Genomic DNA, 15,000 nt, shown 5'->3' with positions numbered 1-15,000 from the left:
AGAATGCGGCTGTCCCGGCAGCTTTCACACGGGCGAAACGTCATCGTCCCGTTTCCGGGGGGAACGCGCTCTACCGTGGGAGCACTCCACCGGCCGCCGTCGTCCGAAGGCCCACCCCTGCCCTCGTACGAACAGGAGCCCCGTGTCCCGGCCCGCCGTACCCCTCTGGCTCGCCCACGCCTTCCGCGCCCAGCGCGGACCCGTTCCCTGGAGCGCGGTCTGCCGGGGCGCGCTCTCCGCCGGGCCGCTGCTGGCCGCGGGGCTGCTCGCCGGGCAGACGGCGCTCGGTGTGATCGCCGCCATCGCCGCGATGCTCGTCGGCATCAACGACCGGCCCGGCAGCCGGCGGGCGTCGGTGAAGCGGCTCGGGGTGCCCGCGCTGGCCGGGGCGCTGGGGCTGCTCCTGGGGACGTATGCGGGGCAGGGCCTGGCCGCCGTACCGCTGACCTTGGCGCTCACCGCGCTGGGGCTGGTCGCCGGCGGTGTCAGCGCCGTCGGGCCCGTCGCCTCCGCCGCCGGTACGCAACTGCTGGTCGCCGCGTCCGTCGGCGCCGGGATGCCGGCCGCCGAGAGCGGCTGGTTGCGGGCCGTGGCCTTCCTGGCCGGCGCCGGCTGGCTGCTGGTGCTGCGGCTCGCCCTGCCCAGCCCCGGCTCGCTCGCCGGGGACTTCCGCTTCGACGGGGAGCGGCAGGCGGTCGCCGACGTGTACGACGCGATCGCCGCGCTCGTCGCCGCCGTGGGCGGGGAGCACGCCACCGCCCGTCGGGCCGCGCTCACCGCCGCGCTCGACCACGCCCAGGACGCCCTCGCCGGTCCCCGGCTGCGCCGGTACGCCGGCTCGGCCGCCGAGCGCCGGCTGCACGCCCGGTTCGCGGCCGCCCTGCCCCTCGCCGAGGCCGCCACCGCTCTGTACTGGGTGGGGGAGCCGGTTCCGGCGCGGGCGGCGGAGGGGCCCCGGCGGCTCGCCGCCGCCGTCCGCGGCGACACCGGCACCGGCCCGCTGCCCGCCCCGCACCGGTCGGCGCCGGCCCAGCGCGCCCTGGACGACGCCCTGCTGGGGGCCGCCGATGCCTTCGACCGGGGCGAGGGCGCCCACCGCGGACTGCTCGGCCGGCGCCGGGGTGCCCGGCACGCGCTGCGGGCCGCGCTCGGGGCCGGCGGGCGCGAGTACGGGCTGCGGGTCGCCCTGTGCTTCGGCGCGAGCGCGGCCATCGCCCAGGCCCTGCATCACAGCCGCTGGTACGGGCCGCACACGCACTGGTACTGGCTGCCCGCCACCGCCGTCTTCCTCGTCAAGCCCGACCTCGGCCCGCTCGCGTCGCGGGTGCTGTGCCGGGCCGCCGGAACCGTGCTCGGCGCCGTGGTGTTCGCCGGCTTCGCCGCGCTGCTGCCGCGCCCGGCCGGGCTGATCGTGCTGGTGGCGGTGTGCGGCGCCGTCATCCCGGTCGCCACCCGGAACTTCGCGGCGCTCACCGCCGTCGTCACCGTCCTGGTCCTCGCCCTGGTCATGGCCGGCGGGGAGCCGCAGGCCTCGGTCAGCAGGATCGGCGAGACCCTGCTGGCCTGCGTCCTCGTGCTGGTCGTGGGGCATCTGCCGATGCCGGGGGAGCGGGGCGGCGGGGTACGGGCCCGGCTCACGGCGGCCGGCGGCGCCGCGCACGCCTACCTCCTGCACGTCCTCGGCGAGTCGGGCGACCGCGCCGAGCGGTGGGCGCTGCGCCGGGAGGCCTACCGGACCCTCGCCGAGGCCCGGACCGCCATCGCGCTCGCCGCCGCGGAGCTGCCCGCCCTCGCCCGGCACACCGAGGGCACGGACGCCGTCGCCGAGGTGCTGGAACAGCTCGTGGACACCACCACGGCCTGCGCCGTCCACCTCGACGACACCGGCCGGCTCACCCCCCGGCACCTGCATCAACTGCGCGAGGCGCTCGGGGAGCTGGAGCAGCGGGGCATGCGGGTGCCGGTGCCCGCCGCCGCGTAGCCCTCCGGGCCGGCCGCACCGGCCTGCGCACCCGACCGGCCGGAAAACGACTCCGTGCCGGGCCGGCCGGAAAAAATATCCGTGCCCCGCGATGAGTTCCGCTCCCGCCGGCGGTCACCACCCCCGAACCGACCGTCGGACAGGAGGGCACATGTCGCTTCCCCGGATCGTCTCGCGCGAACAGTGGCGCGCGGCGCGCGAGGAGTTGCTGCGCAAGGAGGAGGCGGTCAGACGAGCGCGTGAGGTCCTGGGCGCCGAGCGCCGGGGGCTGCCCATGGTGGAGGTCGACCCGGAGTACGTCTTCGAGGGCGGCGACGGCAAGGCCACCCTGCTCGACCTCTTCGAGGATCGGGCCCAGCTCGTCGTCCACCACTTCATGTTCGCCCCCGAGTGGGACTCCGGCTGCCCGTGCTGCGCCGCCTTCCTGGACCAGGTCGGCCACCTCGCCCACCTGCGCGCCCGGAACACCGCCTTCGCCGCCGTCTCCCGGGCACCGTTCACCCGGATCCTGCCGTTCAAGGCGCGGATGGGCTGGGCGGTGCCCTGGTACTCCTCGGCGCACAGCGACTTCAACCGGGACTTCGAGGCCACCGTCGACTCGGACGGCGATCCGGTCGAACGGCCCGGCCTCAGCTGCTTCCTGCGTGACCACGACCGGGTCTTCCACACCTACTCGGTGTACGACGACGGGCTGGACGGACTGGGCACCACCGCGGCCCTGCTCGACCTGACCGCGCTCGGCCGCAGCCCCGCCGGCAGCGAACGGCTCCGCCTCCACGACGAGTACGACGACTGAAAGGTGCCGGAACACCGATACGGACGGTCCGCTTCGTGTCACAAGGTGAACGGATCCTCACGGTCCGCGCCGATCCGGTGTCGCCATTGTCTCAGTAGCGTCACTGAGCGAGCCGATTCCCCTCTCCAGGGCGTTAACTCCTACACGGACGACGCTTCCTGGAGGTGCGAGATGGTGAACGGGCGAACGGTGCTCGAACGCTTTCCCGCCGGTGGTCCGCGGGGATCTTGGCCCGCGGAGGAGTTCGCACACGCGCGGCGTCTGGAAGGCCTGCGCGCCGAGGTCGTCATGGACCTCGCGACGGACACGTTCCTGGTGATCGTCCGCGGCGCCGAGACCGCCGACTGAGCCTGTCCGGGAAAGCATGCCGGAAGAGTCGGCCGGGAGATTCGGCCAGGCGAGTTGACCAGGCGCGTCGGCCAGGCGAGTTGACCAGGCGCGTCGGCCAGGCGAGTCGGCCGGAGGACTCGCCCCAGCGACGTCAGCCCGGCCTCGGCGCCGGCACGCGCGCCGTGAACTGCTGCGCCTGGAGCGTGTACAGACCGGCGTAGACACCACCCCTGGCCAGCAGTTCCTCCGGAGTGCCGGATTCCACCAGGCGCCCGTGCTCCAGCACGTGCACCAGGTCGGCGTGCCGTACCGAGGCCAGCCGGTGAGTGATCAGGACCACCGTCTGCCCGCCCCGCGCCAGCGCCCGGATCTTCTCGAACACCTCCAGCTCGGCCCGCGCGTCCAGCGCCGCCGTCGGTTCGTCCACGATCAGGATGTTCCCGCGCCGGTAGGCCGCCCGGGCGATGCCCAGCCGCTGCCACTGGCCGCCGGACAACTCGTGCCCGCCGCTGAAGTTGCGGGCCAGCAGCGTGTCCAGGCCGCGCGGCAGATCCGCGACCACCTCCCCGGCTCCCGCCTCGGCGATCGACGCGGCCAGCCGCTCCTCGGTCATCGGGGCGGCGGAACGGCCGACGGCCACGTTCACCCGGGCGGTGAACGGCCAGCGCTTGAAGTCCTGGGCCACCATCGCGATGCGCTCGGCGAGCAGCCGCCGGTCGGCCCGCGCGGCATCGACGCCGTCCCACAGGATCCGGCCCCGGTCGGGGGTGTACAGCCCAGCGAGCAGCTTGACCAGCGTGGTCTTGCCCGAGCCGTTCTCCCCGACGAGCGCGATGATCCGGCCGAGCGGCAGGGTGAGGCTGACGTCGTCGAGGGCGGGGCGGGGCGGGGTGCCCGGACAGCCGCCGGATGGGTCCGCGTCATGCGGGTAACTGAACGTGACGTTCTCGAAGCGGACCTCCTTCGGTTCCTCCGGCAGCGGCTCCCCGCCCGCCGGGATGGCCCGCTCGGCCGCCGCGACGTACATCCGCTGCAGATCGCCCACGAACAGGGCCTCCTCGTGCAGCTGGTTGATCTCCAGCACCAGCGTGTCCAGGCTCGCCGCGCCCGTGCGGATCGCGATCACCGCCGTACCGGCCACCGACAGCGCCATCGCCCCGGCCAGCAGCAGCGCACCCAGCGTCGCGTACGTCGCGAGAGTCGCCAGGCCCGTCCAGGCCGCGGCGATCAGACCGGTCCGCGCGGCCAGCCGGGACAGCCGGGCCTGCTCCGCCTCCGCGGTCTCCGCCATGGCCCGGAAGTGGTGCAGCAGGAACGGGCCGACCCCGTGCACCCGGATCTCGGGAGCGGCGCCCGGCTCCGTGAGCAGGCTGCTGATCAGCTGGCCGGCCCGGGCGTGCTGCACCCAGGTGTGGAAGGACTCGTAGTGGCGCCGGGCGTTGGTCAGCGCGCTCCACGCGCTGGGCAGGGTCATGGTGACCAGCAGGGGCAGCAGTGCGGGATGCAGCACGGTGAGCACGCCCGCCGCGGCGACCAGCGAGATCATCGCGTTGATCACCTGGGCGCCGTAGCCGATCATGTGCCGGGCGGACCGCGCGCCGTACTGGGCGGTGTCCAGCAGCTTGTGGAAGGCGTGGTCCTCGATCGCGGCCAGCTCCACGTTCGCCGCCCGCTCCAGGTACAGCTCGGTCGCCAGTCGCTCCACCTTTGGCTCCAGGCGTCCGGTGGCGTAGGTGGAGGTGGCCCGCAGCAGCGCGGCGACCAGCAGCACGGCGGCCATCACCACGAGGGCCGGGGCGGCCGAGCGCAGCCGCTGCCCGATGTCGGGGCCGGTGAGCAGCTCGCCGAGCGCGCTGTTCACCGCCAGCAGGCTCACCGCCTGGGCCACGCCCCGGCCCAGCTCGGCGGCGAGCAGCATCCGGGCGGCCCGGGCGTCGGCCTGCCGGGCCAGCCGGAGACTGGACGCCAGCATGCCGGGCAGCCGGGTCAGCATCGCCCGGAAGCCGAGCGCCAGGAAGGCGTCCGCGTGCTGGTTCCAGCCCATGTCGTAGCGCAGCGGTCCGCCGAACAGCAGCCGCTCCGACGCGGACACCTCGGGCTCGGCCGCCTCCCGCCTCTTGCTCACCGTGACCTCCCGGACCCTGACGGAACGGCCACTATCCCGGCCGCAGCCGCCGCCCGGCAGGGCGCGAGAGACCGTACGCGGGGGCGTGGAAGGAGCGCGCCGGGCACGGGGCGCGCGACCTGGGGGGATGGCCCGGCGGTGGGCGGGCTGGCTGCGCCGGGACGGTCCGGACGGCTGGGACGGGTCGAGACGGGTCCGGGTGAGGGGGCTCCTGTCGAGTGGCGCGGGGCCAGGTGGCAGGGGGCCGCGTCCGGCGGGCGGTGCGGGGCCGTCGTGCCGCAGCGGCTCAGAGTCGGCCGGGACCCCGCGGGCGTACGGGAACGTGTCCTGCGGGCGTCCCGGTCACGCCGGGACGGCCCGGGACCAGTCCGGGGCGGTCCCCGTCGCCCGGCACAGGGCCAGGTACAAGGGGATCGGCGGGGTGTACGGGACCGTGCCCTCCGGGCGGTGGATCAGGCGGGCGGTACCCGTGCTCAGGGCGCCGGTGGCGTAGTGGGCCGGGGGCGGCCAGGGCAGGGCGTAGTCGGAGTCCGACGGAACGATCCACCACCAGCGGGAACCGTCGGCGTACACACACCCCACCCGCGGCAGCCGGGGTACGACGAGCGGACCGAGGCGATCGGGCACGGCCACGGCGTCGAAGCCGAGCGGAGCCGTCATGCCGTCGGGCAGCGTGAGGCGGCGGTCCGGTTCCGGGGCCGGCCGCCGGCGCTGCAGCCGTACCAGCGTGTTCAGGCCGATGGCCTGCTCCGCCCCGGCGCCGACGGCCCGTCCGGCGCCGGTCACGGCCACTCTCCGGGCAGCGGGCGCTCGGGTACGCGGTCCAGGGGCGCGGTGGGCCGGTGCCGGTCCGGTTGCGCCACAGGCCGGTGCTGAACCGGGTGGGCGGCGTGCTCGTGCGGGTCTCCGGCCCCGTGCCGGTGCTGCTCGGGCATCCGGCGCGGCGGCTGACCGGCGGGCACGTGCCGGTGGTGCTCCGCGTCCCCCTGCCCGAGCCGCCCCGGTCCCCCCTGCTGCTCCGTCTCTCCCCGTCCGTCCTGGTCCGGCGCCCGTCCGCTCGCCTCGGCCGGCCGGTCCTCGTCGGAGTCGTCCGGCCGGCCCGGCTTGGGGCGGGCACCCCAGCCCAGGTCACCGCGCGGTTCCGCGGTGTCCTGGGCGGCGTCGGCCTGGCGGGGCAGCTCCGCCCAGACCGACAGCCCGGGACCGTGCTCCTGGGCACCCCAGGCCCGGCACAGCGCGTCCACGAGAAGCAACCCCCTCCCGTGCTCCTCATCGGCTCGCTGCGGGGACGGGTGGGGTTCGCCAGGAGCACAGCCCTGGTCGTGCACGGCTATGCGCACCATGTCGTCGTGGTCCAGCAACTCGCACACGACTCGGCTGCTCGCGGTGTGCACGATCGCGTTGGTGACCAGCTCGGACATGACCAGAGCCGCGTTGTCGCAGGTGTCCGCGCAGACCGACCAGCCGGCCAGCCGGGCGCGCGTCAGGCGTCTGGCCTGGGCGACGGAACCCGGATGTGGGGCCAGCTCGAAGCGGAACCTGCGCTCGGCAGCACCCCGCTGGGGGGTTGCTCCCGCCGCGGCGCCCAGACCGGAAGGGTCTGCGGCCGCGTCTGTTCCTAAGGGCGCGGACGGAATCACGCCTGCCACTATCTCCCTGCCACGGACACTTGGCAAGAGTCACTCTGAAAATTGCAGAGTGCTGTGTGACTCGGTCAGAGGCCGTGGCACACTGCTCGCAACAGCACCTCGCGCGGCGCCAATTGGAGTCGTCGGAGATCCGACCCGGTCTTCGAATGAGCCTTCGAACGGCGCCGCAGGGCTGTCGGGAATCTTCAGGGCAAGAGGCTTCTGCAAGCAGCCTCGGTGAGAGGCGTTGGGTGGAGGTGGGAGCGTGAGCGAGCCGCGGTCCGCGCCGACGGTGGGCCAGGTGGTCCTCGGCCGGCGCCTGTTGGACCTGCGGGAACGCGCCGGACTGAAGCGCGAGGAGGCCGCCCGCGTGCTCCGCGTCGCCCCCGCCACCGTCCGCCGCATGGAGATGGCCGAGGTCTCCCTCAAAATCCCGTACCTGCAACTGCTGCTGAAGGCCTACGGCGTCCCCGACGACGAGGCCGAGGTCTTCGTCCAGCTGGCCGAGGAGGCGAACAGGCCCGGCTGGTGGCAGCGGTTCCACGACATCCTGCCGGGCTGGTTCTCGATGTACGTCAGCCTGGAGGGCGCGGCAGCCCTCATCCGCTCCTACGAACCGCACTTCGTCCCCGGCCTGCTGCAGACGGAGGACTACGCGCGCGCCGTGCTGAAGTCCGGCGCCGTCGGCCAGACCAGCCCGGACGACATCGAGCGGCACGTCGCCCTGCGCATGCAACGCCAGCAACTGCTCACCCGTCCCGACGCACCCCGATTCTGGGCGGTGATGGACGAGACCGCCCTGCGCCGCCCGGTCGGCGGACCGGAGGTGATGCGCGCGCAGATCGACAGGTTGCTTGAGGCCACGAAGCTGCCCCATGTGACCCTCCAGGTCGCCCCGTTCGCCAACGGGCCGCACCCGGGCACGTACGGGCCCTTCGTGCTGTTCCGATTTGCCATGTCGGAACTGCCGGACATGGTCTACAGCGAGTACCTGACCGGCGCCGTCTACCTGGACGCGCGCACCGAGGTGGCGACCCACCTGGAGGTCATGGACCGCATGGCGGCGCAGGCCGCTACGGCACAACGCACGAAGGAGATCCTCCGGGATCTCCGCAAGGAGCTGTGAATGGATCGAATCAAGCCGCGCGGACGCGTCTACAACGGCATGCCCGCGCGGGAGTTGGGCAGCGAGGGGTGGCACAAGCCCTGGAGCGGCGGCAACGGCGGCAACTGCCTGGAGGCGATGAAGCTGGCCGACGGCCGGATCGCGGTACGCCAGTCGACCGATCCGGACGGCCCGGCCCTGATCTACACCATGGACGAGATGACCGCGTTCATCGAGGGCGCCAAGGCGGGGGAGGCCGACTTTCTGCTGTCCTGATCATGGCGTGTGTTGTTTGTATGCGACTTCCTTGAGTTCCTTATGGTGTTGAGCAGTTGTGATGAGCAGTTGGTCACGGGTGGTGACCCTGGTGACCCTGTGACCCGCAAACGGGAGAGCCGGAAGCCGGGCCGTAGCCGGGCGAGGCCCTCCGCATCGGCCGTCGGCCCGCCTCACTCCGGGGGCAGCACCTCGCACAGGGCCTCCAGCGCCGCGCCGTAGGCGTGTTCGGCCGGGGCTGCGTATCCCACCACCAGGCCGTCGCCGCCCGCCGTCGGACTCTGCGGATGCCGGAACCCGGCCAGTCCGTCGAGGGCGATGCCCTGCCACGCCGCGGCCTTCACCGTCGACCGCTCCGTGCCGGGCGGCAGCCGCAGCACCGCGTGCAGCCCGGCCGCGATGCCCGTCACCTCGATGTGCGGCGCCTGCGCGGCGAGCGCGGCGACGAGCCGGTCACGCCGGTGCCGGTACCGCTGCCGCATGCGCCGCACATGACGGTCGTACGACCCGCAGCCCACGAAGTCCGCGAGCGCGAGCTGGTCCAGCACGCTCGACCACCCCTCCCGCTCGCCCTTCACCGCCAGCACCGGCTCCACATACCGCTCGGGCAGGACCATCCACCCCAGCCGCAGCGCCGGCGACAGACTCTTGCTGACCGACCCGATGTGGATCACCCGATCGGGATCGAGACCCTGGAGCGCGCCGACGGGCCGGCGGTCGTACCGGAACTCGCCGTCGTAGTCGTCCTCCAGCACCACTGCCTCCCGCGCGCGGGCCCAGTCGATCACCGCCGCCCGCCGCTCCGGGTGCAGCGGGCCTCCGGTCGGGAACTGGTGCGCGGGCGTCAGCAGCACGGCCCGCTCACGCCCCAGCGCGTCCACCCGCGCGCCGTGCTCGTCCAGCGGCAGCGGTACGGTGCGCACACCGGCCGCCGCGAGCAGCTCCCGGTGGAAGCCGAGACCGTACGCCTCCACGCCCAGCGGACCGCGCAGCACCCCGCCCGCCGCCGGGCCCTCCCGGGTGCCCCGGCCGAAGAGCAGTCGCAGCGCGTGCGCGAAGCCCGAGCAGATCACGATCCGGTCCGGCTGGGTACGCACCCCACGCGCGCGTGCCAGGTACTCCGTCAGCGTCTCCCGCAGCTCCCGGCGCCCGGCGGGATCGCCCGGCCCGAACGCCTCGCTCGGCGCCGCCTGCACCGCCCGGCGGTACGAAGCCGCCCAGGCCGCGCGCGGGAAGGCCGACGCGTCCGGCGTGCCCTGCCGCAGATCGTGCCGCGGCCCACGCGCGCGTGGGGGCGCCTTCACGGGCGTACGCAGGGCGCGGCGCAGCGGTTCGGTCCGCTCGGCGACCCGGGTCCCGGACCCCTGCCGGGCGGTCAGCCAGCCCTCCGCGACCAGCTCCGCGTACGCATCGGCCACCGTGTTGCGGGCCACGCCCAGGTCCGCGGCGAGCGACCGGTACGGCGGCAGCCGGGTACCCGGAGCCAGCCGGCCGCTGCGCACCGCCTCCCGCAGCGCCCGGGTCAGCGCCGCCCGCCGGCCGCCCGGTCCCGACAGCTCCAGATGCAGGTCCGCACCGATCCGCTCCGCGGAATTGACCCACGAATCCGTCATGGAAATGCACCCTACCGTCGGTCTTTCGGGGCTCTAAATTAGAGGACATGACGACGCACACGACTGCCGCAACCGCCACCACCGCCGACCTCACCACGGGGATCGCCGCGGCCGACGCCTCCCGCACCCGCCTGGACCTCGCGAAGGCCGCACCGAAGGTCTTCCGGGCGATCGTCGGCTTCGACGCCGCCGCCCGCGAGGGCCTCGACCCCGCCCTGGTCGAACTGATCCAGATCCGCGCCTCCCATCTCAACCACTGCGCCTACTGCCTGCACATGCACACCAACGACGCCCGCAAGGCCGGCGAGAACGAGGACCGGCTCCACATGGTCGCCGTCTGGCGTGAGGCCCGGCACTTCTTCACCCCGAAGGAACAGGCCGCCCTCGCCCTCACGGAGGCGGTGACCCTGGTCGCCGACGGCGGCGTCCCGGACACCGTCTACGCGGAGGCCGCCGCCCACTTCGACGACCGGGAACTGGCCCACGTGCTCTCGCTGATCCTCACGATCAACACCTGGAACCGCGTGGCCCTGGCCACCGGGAAGGTCGCCGGCACGGACGAACGCACCCGCTGACGCGCCGCCCGTCACCACGCGGGAGCCGCCCGGGGGTGACCGGGAGCCGACCGAGGATGCCGGCGGTGCCGCCGCTCAGACCACCATCGGCCGGTCCGTCGGCGCTATCGGAGCCGGGAGCCGGGAACTCCCCGTCAGATAACGGTCGACGGCCGACGCGACCGCCCGTCCCTCCGCTATCGCCCACACGATGAGCGACTGCCCGCGCGCCGCGTCTCCCGCGGCGAACACCCCGGGCACGTTGGTCGCGAAACCGTCGTCCCGGGCGATCGTGCCGCGCGGCTGCAGCGTCAGCCCCAACTGCTCGATCATCCCGTCCTCCTGGTCGGGTCCGGAGAACCCGAGGGCGAGCAGCACCAGATCGGCGGGGAGCGTCCGCTCGGTGCCCGGCACCGGAAGCCGCCGCTCGTCGACCTCCATCAGATGCAGTGACCGCACATCCCCCCTCCCGTCGCCGGTGAAGCGGAGTGTGGACGCCGCGAACAGCCGCGCGTCCGCATCCGCCGCCGGTGCCGTACGCAGGTCCCGAGCCTCCTCGTGCGCGGCCGACAGCCGGTAGATCTTCGGGTACGTCGGCCACGGCTCGGTGTCCTCGTCGCGCTCGGCACCCGGCTGTGCGTAGATGTCCAGCTGGGTCACGGACGCGGCCCCTTCGCGCACCGCGGTTCCCAGACAGTCCGCTCCGGTGTCCCCGCCGCCGACGATCACGACGTGCTTGCCGGCGGCCGACAGCGGCGAAACCTCCAGATCCCCCTCACACACCCGGTTGGCCAGCGGCAGATATTCCATCGCCTGGTGTATCCCGTTCAACGTCCGGCCCGGCACCGGAAGTTCCCGCCACGCCGTCGCTCCCGTGGCGATCACCACCGCGTCGTACCGGGTGCGCAGCTCGTCCGCCGGGATGTCCCGGCCGACCACCGTCGACGTGCGGAACTTCGTCCCTTCGGCGCGCATCTGCTCGATGCGCCGCTCCAGGTGCCGCTTCTCCATCTTGAACTCGGGGATGCCGTACCGCATCAGCCCGCCGATCCGGTCGTCCTTCTCGTACACCGCGACCGTGTGCCCGGCCCGGGTCAGCTGCTGCGCGGCGGCCAGCCCGGTGGGCCCCGAGCCGATGACGGCGACCGTCTTCCCGGACAGCCGCTCGGGCGGCCTGGGCGGGGTGAACCCCTCTTCCCATGCCCGGTCGGCGATCGCGCACTCGACGTTCTTGATGGTGACGGCCGGCTGGTTGATCGCCAGCACGCACCCGGCCTCGCACGGCGCCGGACACAGCCGGCCGGTGAACTCCGGGAAGTTGTTCGTGGCGTGCAGCCGGTCGCTCGCGGCCCGCCAGTCCTCTCGCGACACCAGGTCGTTCCACTCGGGGATGAGGTTGCCCAGCGGGCAGGCCTGGTGGCAGAACGGGATGCCGCAGTCCATGCAGCGGTCGGCCTGCTTGCTGATGATGGGCAGCAGCGCCCCCGGGACGTACACCTCGTCCCAGTCCCGCGCCCGCTGCTCGACGGGCCGCCGCGGCCACTCCTGGCGCGGCGTGGTCATGAACCCCTTGGGATCGGCCATGGGCGTCTTCCTCGCGTACGGGCACCGGAGGCACCGGGTGTACGAAGGGCCGTGCGTCATCGGGCGGCACTCTTCCGGCCACGATACGTCCCGTCCGACGCCCGCGCAGAGTGGCGGACAGCGCTTTCTGCCGTTGGCGTCAGGGCAGCACCGGACAAGCCAGGGCCACCATCGGATCAGGCGAGCGCCATCCTCGCCCCATCAGGCGAGGGCCACCATCCTCATCAGGCGAGGGCCGCCGTGTAGAGCAGGGCCGCCGTGGCCGAGGCGACGGTCCGTATGTGGTTCCAGAAGGTCCACTCGCGCACGTACGCCGGCCAGTACGCGGCGGCCTCGGGCGCCCCCGGGGTGAGCCTGGCCAGCCGGTCGTTGCGGGGCACGTTCGCGACGATCGTCAGCCCGAACGAGCCCGCCAGGTACAGCACGCTGCCCAGCAGCAGCTCCACCTTCCCCTCGCCCGGCCACACCACGAACGTCACCACCGCTATCACCACGCTCAGCGCCGCCGATCCGGCGAACACGGCCATGAAGGCCGGCCGCACCGCGGCGACGTTGATCGAGTTCATCGCCGCCACACCCTGCGCGGGCGGCAGCGCCGCCAGCCCCCGCATCACGAAGGCCGAGAACCCGTAGAAGACACCGGCCACCAGCCCGGCCCCGAGGATCCCCACCACGACCAGCACGAGGAACGGTCCCTCGATCATCCCCACACCCCCCTCCCGCTCCATTCGGATCAGCCGCCCCCCTTAGGGGCGGCACGGCCCCGGAAACCCGGCCGAGGCTGAGCGAGCCCCATGCCCACACGTCCCCCGGAACCGTACTCCGCACTTCCGCGCCCTCAGCACCTCCTTGCTTTCCCCGTCCTCACCCCGCGTCCTCCGCCCCGGCCCCCTGCCACGCACGCAGCACCCGCTCCACCGTCGGGGCGATCCGACGTCGAGCCTCGTTCCACGGCACCCCGCGCATCAGCAGCTCGTCGTACGGCGTGTCCACGTGTCGTACGCCCGCCACCACCGCCGATATCACCGCCCCCTCGGTCAGCGCCCGCCCGGCCGGGCTGCGCCCGACACGGCCACTGCCCCGCACCGAGGCGTGGGCCGCGACCGCCCGGGCCCGCTCGGCCGGACAACCGGGGAACAGCCGCAGGATCTCGGCCGCGAACGCCGCCACGAACCGCTCGTCCTCCACCGCCCTGCGTCGCGCGTCCCGCGCCCGCCGCCGACGCCGCGCCTCCGCGTCCGCCAGGCACCGGGCCTCGGCCCGGGCCAACGCGTCCTCCTCCACGAGCACGCCCTGGCGTTCGTAGCGGCTCTTGCGCCGGTTGAAGCGCACCACCACCGCCGACAGCGTGCTCTCCTCGCGCGACCTGCGAGTCAGGGCCGTGTCGCCGCGCGGCAGGAACACCAGGTGCCCGAGATCGGCACAGACCAGGCACCACGGTGCCCCGTCCGCCAGCACCAGCAGCGACAGCGGACCGCGCCGGCAGCGGGCGCACCGCTTGCGCTTGAGCGCCTGGACGACCACAAGCCGACCGGGAAAACGGGGAGTTGCGGAAAGCGCCATACGCGGTACTTTCCCCGTCACCGCCCCCGGCTCCCACGCCCGCCCCTGCTCGTCTCCGTCCGCCAGCACCCACCTCCCTCCTCCCGGAAACCCCGCCAGGAGCGAAGCCACCACCCCAGGCTGCCCGCGGCCCGCCGCACGGCCGACCACCTCTCCTGACCGACCTCGCAGCCCCGGCCCGGGAACGACCCCGCTCTCTCATGGCTCCCCGCACCGCCGTCTCCATCGCGGGCACCCCCGACGCTCCCCCCGGCCACCCGGCATCATGGGCCGTGTGCGACTCGAAGCGATCACCTGGGACCTGCTGGCCGAGCGGCTCGCCGACCGGCTGGCCGGTGCTGCGACGGCCGATGGAGGGGCCTGGCCGCGCGTCGGCTTCGACGGTGCCCCGGCCGCCCAGCCCGGAGACCTCGCCGAGCGTGTCGGGGAGGCGCTGCGGGTGCGCGGCCGGCCCGCGCTCGTGGTGGGCACCGAGGGCTTCCTGCGCCCCGCCTCGCTCCGCCTGGAGCACGGGCGGCGGGACGCGGAGTCGTACTACAGCGGCTGGTTCGACACGGGCGCCCTGTGGCGCGAAGTCTTCGGTCCGCTCGATCCCGGAGGCAACGGCCGGGTCCTGCCCGACCTGTGGGACCCGGCCACGGACCGGGCCACCCGCAGCGCGTACGTGCAACTCCGGCCCGGCGCAATCCTGTTGCTCCACGGCCCCCTCCTGCTGCGCCACTGGTTCCCCTTCGACCTGACCGTGCACCTCCTCCTCTCCCCGGGCGCCCTTCGACGCCGCACCCCCGAGTCCGGCCACTGGACCCTGCCCGCTTTCGAGCGCTACGAGGCCGAGACCGACCCGGCCGGCACGGCGGACGTCCTGGTGCGCGCCGACGACCCGCGCCACCCCGCCTGGAGCGGCTGATGCGCATGCGGCCGTCAGGGCATCCGGCCGGGCGATTCGGTGAAACCCCTTTACATGCGCGTGCATGTAACTAGGGTGGCTGTCATGACGATCTCACCGGCCACTTCTGTCACTTTCGACGACTCCCTCCGTGCCCTGCTGGACGGCAGGAACTTCGCCAGCGTCGCCACGCTCGGCCCCGACGGCGCTCCGCAGAATTCCGTGGTCTGGATCAAACGTGAGGGCGACAGCGTGCTCTTCTCGTCCGTCGACCGCCGCCAGAAGGTGCGCAACCTCCGTCGCGACCCGCGCATCAGCCTCTCCGTGTTCGACCTGGCGAACCCCTATCACTCGGCCGAGATCCGAGGCGTCGCCGAGATCCTGCCGGACGAGGGCAAGCGACTCCCTCACGACCTGTCCCACAAGTACCTCGGCATCGACCCGCCGGCCGAGAACGACGACGAGGTCCGCGTGATCGTCAGGATCGTCCCGCGGAAGGTCGTGGCCTTCTCGGTCTGACCGTGACCGGGCGTACCACCGGCCCCGCACCCCGCACCCC

General features: G+C 73.6%; 14 protein-coding genes and 1 pseudogene. 8 read left to right on the top strand and 7 right to left on the bottom strand.

Annotated features, from left to right (window positions below):
- Positions 1 to 142: 142 nt before the first annotated feature.
- From IG05_RS0134590 to IG05_RS48590, 3 genes are all read left to right on the top strand, one after another.
- The gene (locus tag IG05_RS0134590; RefSeq protein WP_030348033.1) at positions 143 to 1,981 is read left to right on the top strand and encodes an FUSC family protein; all 1,839 of its coding nucleotides are present in this window, start codon (positions 143 to 145) and stop codon (positions 1,979 to 1,981) included.
- 151 nt (positions 1,982 to 2,132) lie between these two features.
- Positions 2,133 to 2,777: a DUF899 domain-containing protein gene (locus IG05_RS0134585; protein ID WP_030348032.1), complete on the top strand. Its 645-nt coding sequence runs from the start codon at positions 2,133 to 2,135 to the stop codon at positions 2,775 to 2,777.
- A gap of 171 nt (positions 2,778 to 2,948) precedes the next feature.
- A complete protein-coding gene (locus tag IG05_RS48590; protein WP_199808428.1) occupies positions 2,949 to 3,125 on the top strand; it encodes a hypothetical protein in 177 nt (58 codons plus the stop codon).
- Positions 3,126 to 3,258: 133 nt separating this feature from the next.
- Here IG05_RS48590 and IG05_RS0134575 read toward each other — a convergent pair whose 3' ends face one another.
- The 3 genes and pseudogenes from IG05_RS0134575 to IG05_RS0134565 form a co-directional block, all read right to left on the bottom strand.
- Positions 3,259 to 5,232 carry an ABC transporter ATP-binding protein gene (locus tag IG05_RS0134575; protein WP_030348031.1) on the bottom strand — a complete coding sequence of 658 codons (1,974 nt, stop codon included), beginning with the start codon at positions 5,230 to 5,232 and terminating at the stop codon, positions 3,259 to 3,261.
- A 342-nt stretch (positions 5,233 to 5,574) separates the two neighbouring features.
- On the bottom strand, positions 5,575 to 6,018 hold the full coding sequence (locus IG05_RS0134570) for a hypothetical protein (RefSeq protein ID WP_030348030.1): 444 nt from the start codon (positions 6,016 to 6,018) through the stop codon (positions 5,575 to 5,577).
- 287 nt (positions 6,019 to 6,305) lie between these two features.
- Positions 6,306 to 6,881: pseudogene (locus IG05_RS0134565) on the bottom strand (ATP-binding protein); the annotation flags it as partial.
- Between the two features lie 244 nt (positions 6,882 to 7,125).
- Between IG05_RS0134565 and IG05_RS0134560 the strand changes: the two are divergent.
- Both IG05_RS0134560 and IG05_RS0134555 read left to right on the top strand, forming a co-directional pair.
- Complete coding sequence (locus IG05_RS0134560) at positions 7,126 to 7,986, top strand: helix-turn-helix domain-containing protein (protein ID WP_030348028.1); 861 nt, start codon at positions 7,126 to 7,128, stop codon at positions 7,984 to 7,986.
- A complete protein-coding gene (locus tag IG05_RS0134555) occupies positions 7,987 to 8,241 on the top strand; it encodes a DUF397 domain-containing protein (RefSeq protein ID WP_030348027.1) in 255 nt (84 codons plus the stop codon). It abuts the gene before it with no gap.
- Positions 8,242 to 8,414: 173 nt separating this feature from the next.
- On the opposite strand, the gene IG05_RS0134550 is transcribed toward IG05_RS0134555, so the two are convergent.
- Entirely contained in the window at positions 8,415 to 9,854 is a 1,440-nt protein-coding gene (locus IG05_RS0134550) for a PLP-dependent aminotransferase family protein (protein WP_030348026.1), read from the bottom strand.
- Between the two features lie 47 nt (positions 9,855 to 9,901).
- On the opposite strand from IG05_RS0134550, the gene IG05_RS0134545 reads away from it, so the two are divergent.
- Positions 9,902 to 10,429 carry a carboxymuconolactone decarboxylase family protein gene (locus IG05_RS0134545; RefSeq protein ID WP_030348025.1) on the top strand — a complete coding sequence of 176 codons (528 nt, stop codon included), beginning with the start codon at positions 9,902 to 9,904 and terminating at the stop codon, positions 10,427 to 10,429.
- Positions 10,430 to 10,504: 75 nt separating this feature from the next.
- On the opposite strand, the gene IG05_RS0134540 is transcribed toward IG05_RS0134545, so the two are convergent.
- The 3 genes from IG05_RS0134540 to IG05_RS0134530 form a co-directional block, all read right to left on the bottom strand.
- Positions 10,505 to 11,992, bottom strand: a complete 1,488-nt coding sequence (locus tag IG05_RS0134540; protein ID WP_030348024.1) for a glutamate synthase subunit beta — start codon at positions 11,990 to 11,992, stop codon at positions 10,505 to 10,507.
- Positions 11,993 to 12,216: 224 nt separating this feature from the next.
- On the bottom strand, positions 12,217 to 12,696 hold the full coding sequence (locus IG05_RS0134535) for a DUF1772 domain-containing protein (RefSeq protein ID WP_030348023.1): 480 nt from the start codon (positions 12,694 to 12,696) through the stop codon (positions 12,217 to 12,219).
- A gap of 160 nt (positions 12,697 to 12,856) precedes the next feature.
- Positions 12,857 to 13,555 carry a DUF2293 domain-containing protein gene (locus tag IG05_RS0134530; RefSeq protein WP_199808427.1) on the bottom strand — a complete coding sequence of 233 codons (699 nt, stop codon included), beginning with the start codon at positions 13,553 to 13,555 and terminating at the stop codon, positions 12,857 to 12,859.
- Between the two features lie 274 nt (positions 13,556 to 13,829).
- Here IG05_RS0134530 and IG05_RS0134525 point away from each other — a divergent pair, with 274 nt between their 5' ends.
- Positions 13,830 to 14,462 (top strand): uridine kinase, encoded by a 633-nt coding sequence (locus tag IG05_RS0134525; protein ID WP_037815229.1) that lies wholly within the window; start codon positions 13,830 to 13,832, stop codon positions 14,460 to 14,462.
- An 84-nt stretch (positions 14,463 to 14,546) separates the two neighbouring features.
- Positions 14,547 to 14,960, top strand: a complete 414-nt coding sequence (locus IG05_RS0134520) for a PPOX class F420-dependent oxidoreductase (protein ID WP_030348020.1) — start codon at positions 14,547 to 14,549, stop codon at positions 14,958 to 14,960.
- Positions 14,961 to 15,000: the final 40 nt, after the last annotated feature.

Origin of the sequence: Streptomyces sp. NRRL S-1022, from assembly GCF_000720135.1 — a bacterium.
Classification (GTDB): Bacteria; Actinomycetota; Actinomycetes; order Streptomycetales; family Streptomycetaceae; genus Streptomyces.
Note: the sequence above shows the minus strand (reverse complement) of the source record. Positions and strands in the feature narration are given on the sequence as shown.

Coding starts and splice junctions, on each gene's coding strand:
- IG05_RS0134535 (WP_030348023.1), bottom strand. CDS start 12,696: ATGATCGAGGGACCGTTCCTCGTGCTGGTCGTGGTGGGGATCCTCGGG.
- IG05_RS48590 (WP_199808428.1), top strand. CDS start 2,949: ATGGTGAACGGGCGAACGGTGCTCGAACGCTTTCCCGCCGGTGGTCCG.
- IG05_RS0134555 (WP_030348027.1), top strand. CDS start 7,987: ATGGATCGAATCAAGCCGCGCGGACGCGTCTACAACGGCATGCCCGCG.
- IG05_RS0134540 (WP_030348024.1), bottom strand. CDS start 11,992: ATGGCCGATCCCAAGGGGTTCATGACCACGCCGCGCCAGGAGTGGCCG.
- IG05_RS0134585 (WP_030348032.1), top strand. CDS start 2,133: ATGTCGCTTCCCCGGATCGTCTCGCGCGAACAGTGGCGCGCGGCGCGC.
- IG05_RS0134520 (WP_030348020.1), top strand. CDS start 14,547: ATGACGATCTCACCGGCCACTTCTGTCACTTTCGACGACTCCCTCCGT.
- IG05_RS0134530 (WP_199808427.1), bottom strand. CDS start 13,555: ATGGCGCTTTCCGCAACTCCCCGTTTTCCCGGTCGGCTTGTGGTCGTC.
- IG05_RS0134545 (WP_030348025.1), top strand. CDS start 9,902: ATGACGACGCACACGACTGCCGCAACCGCCACCACCGCCGACCTCACC.
- IG05_RS0134550 (WP_030348026.1), bottom strand. CDS start 9,854: ATGACGGATTCGTGGGTCAATTCCGCGGAGCGGATCGGTGCGGACCTG.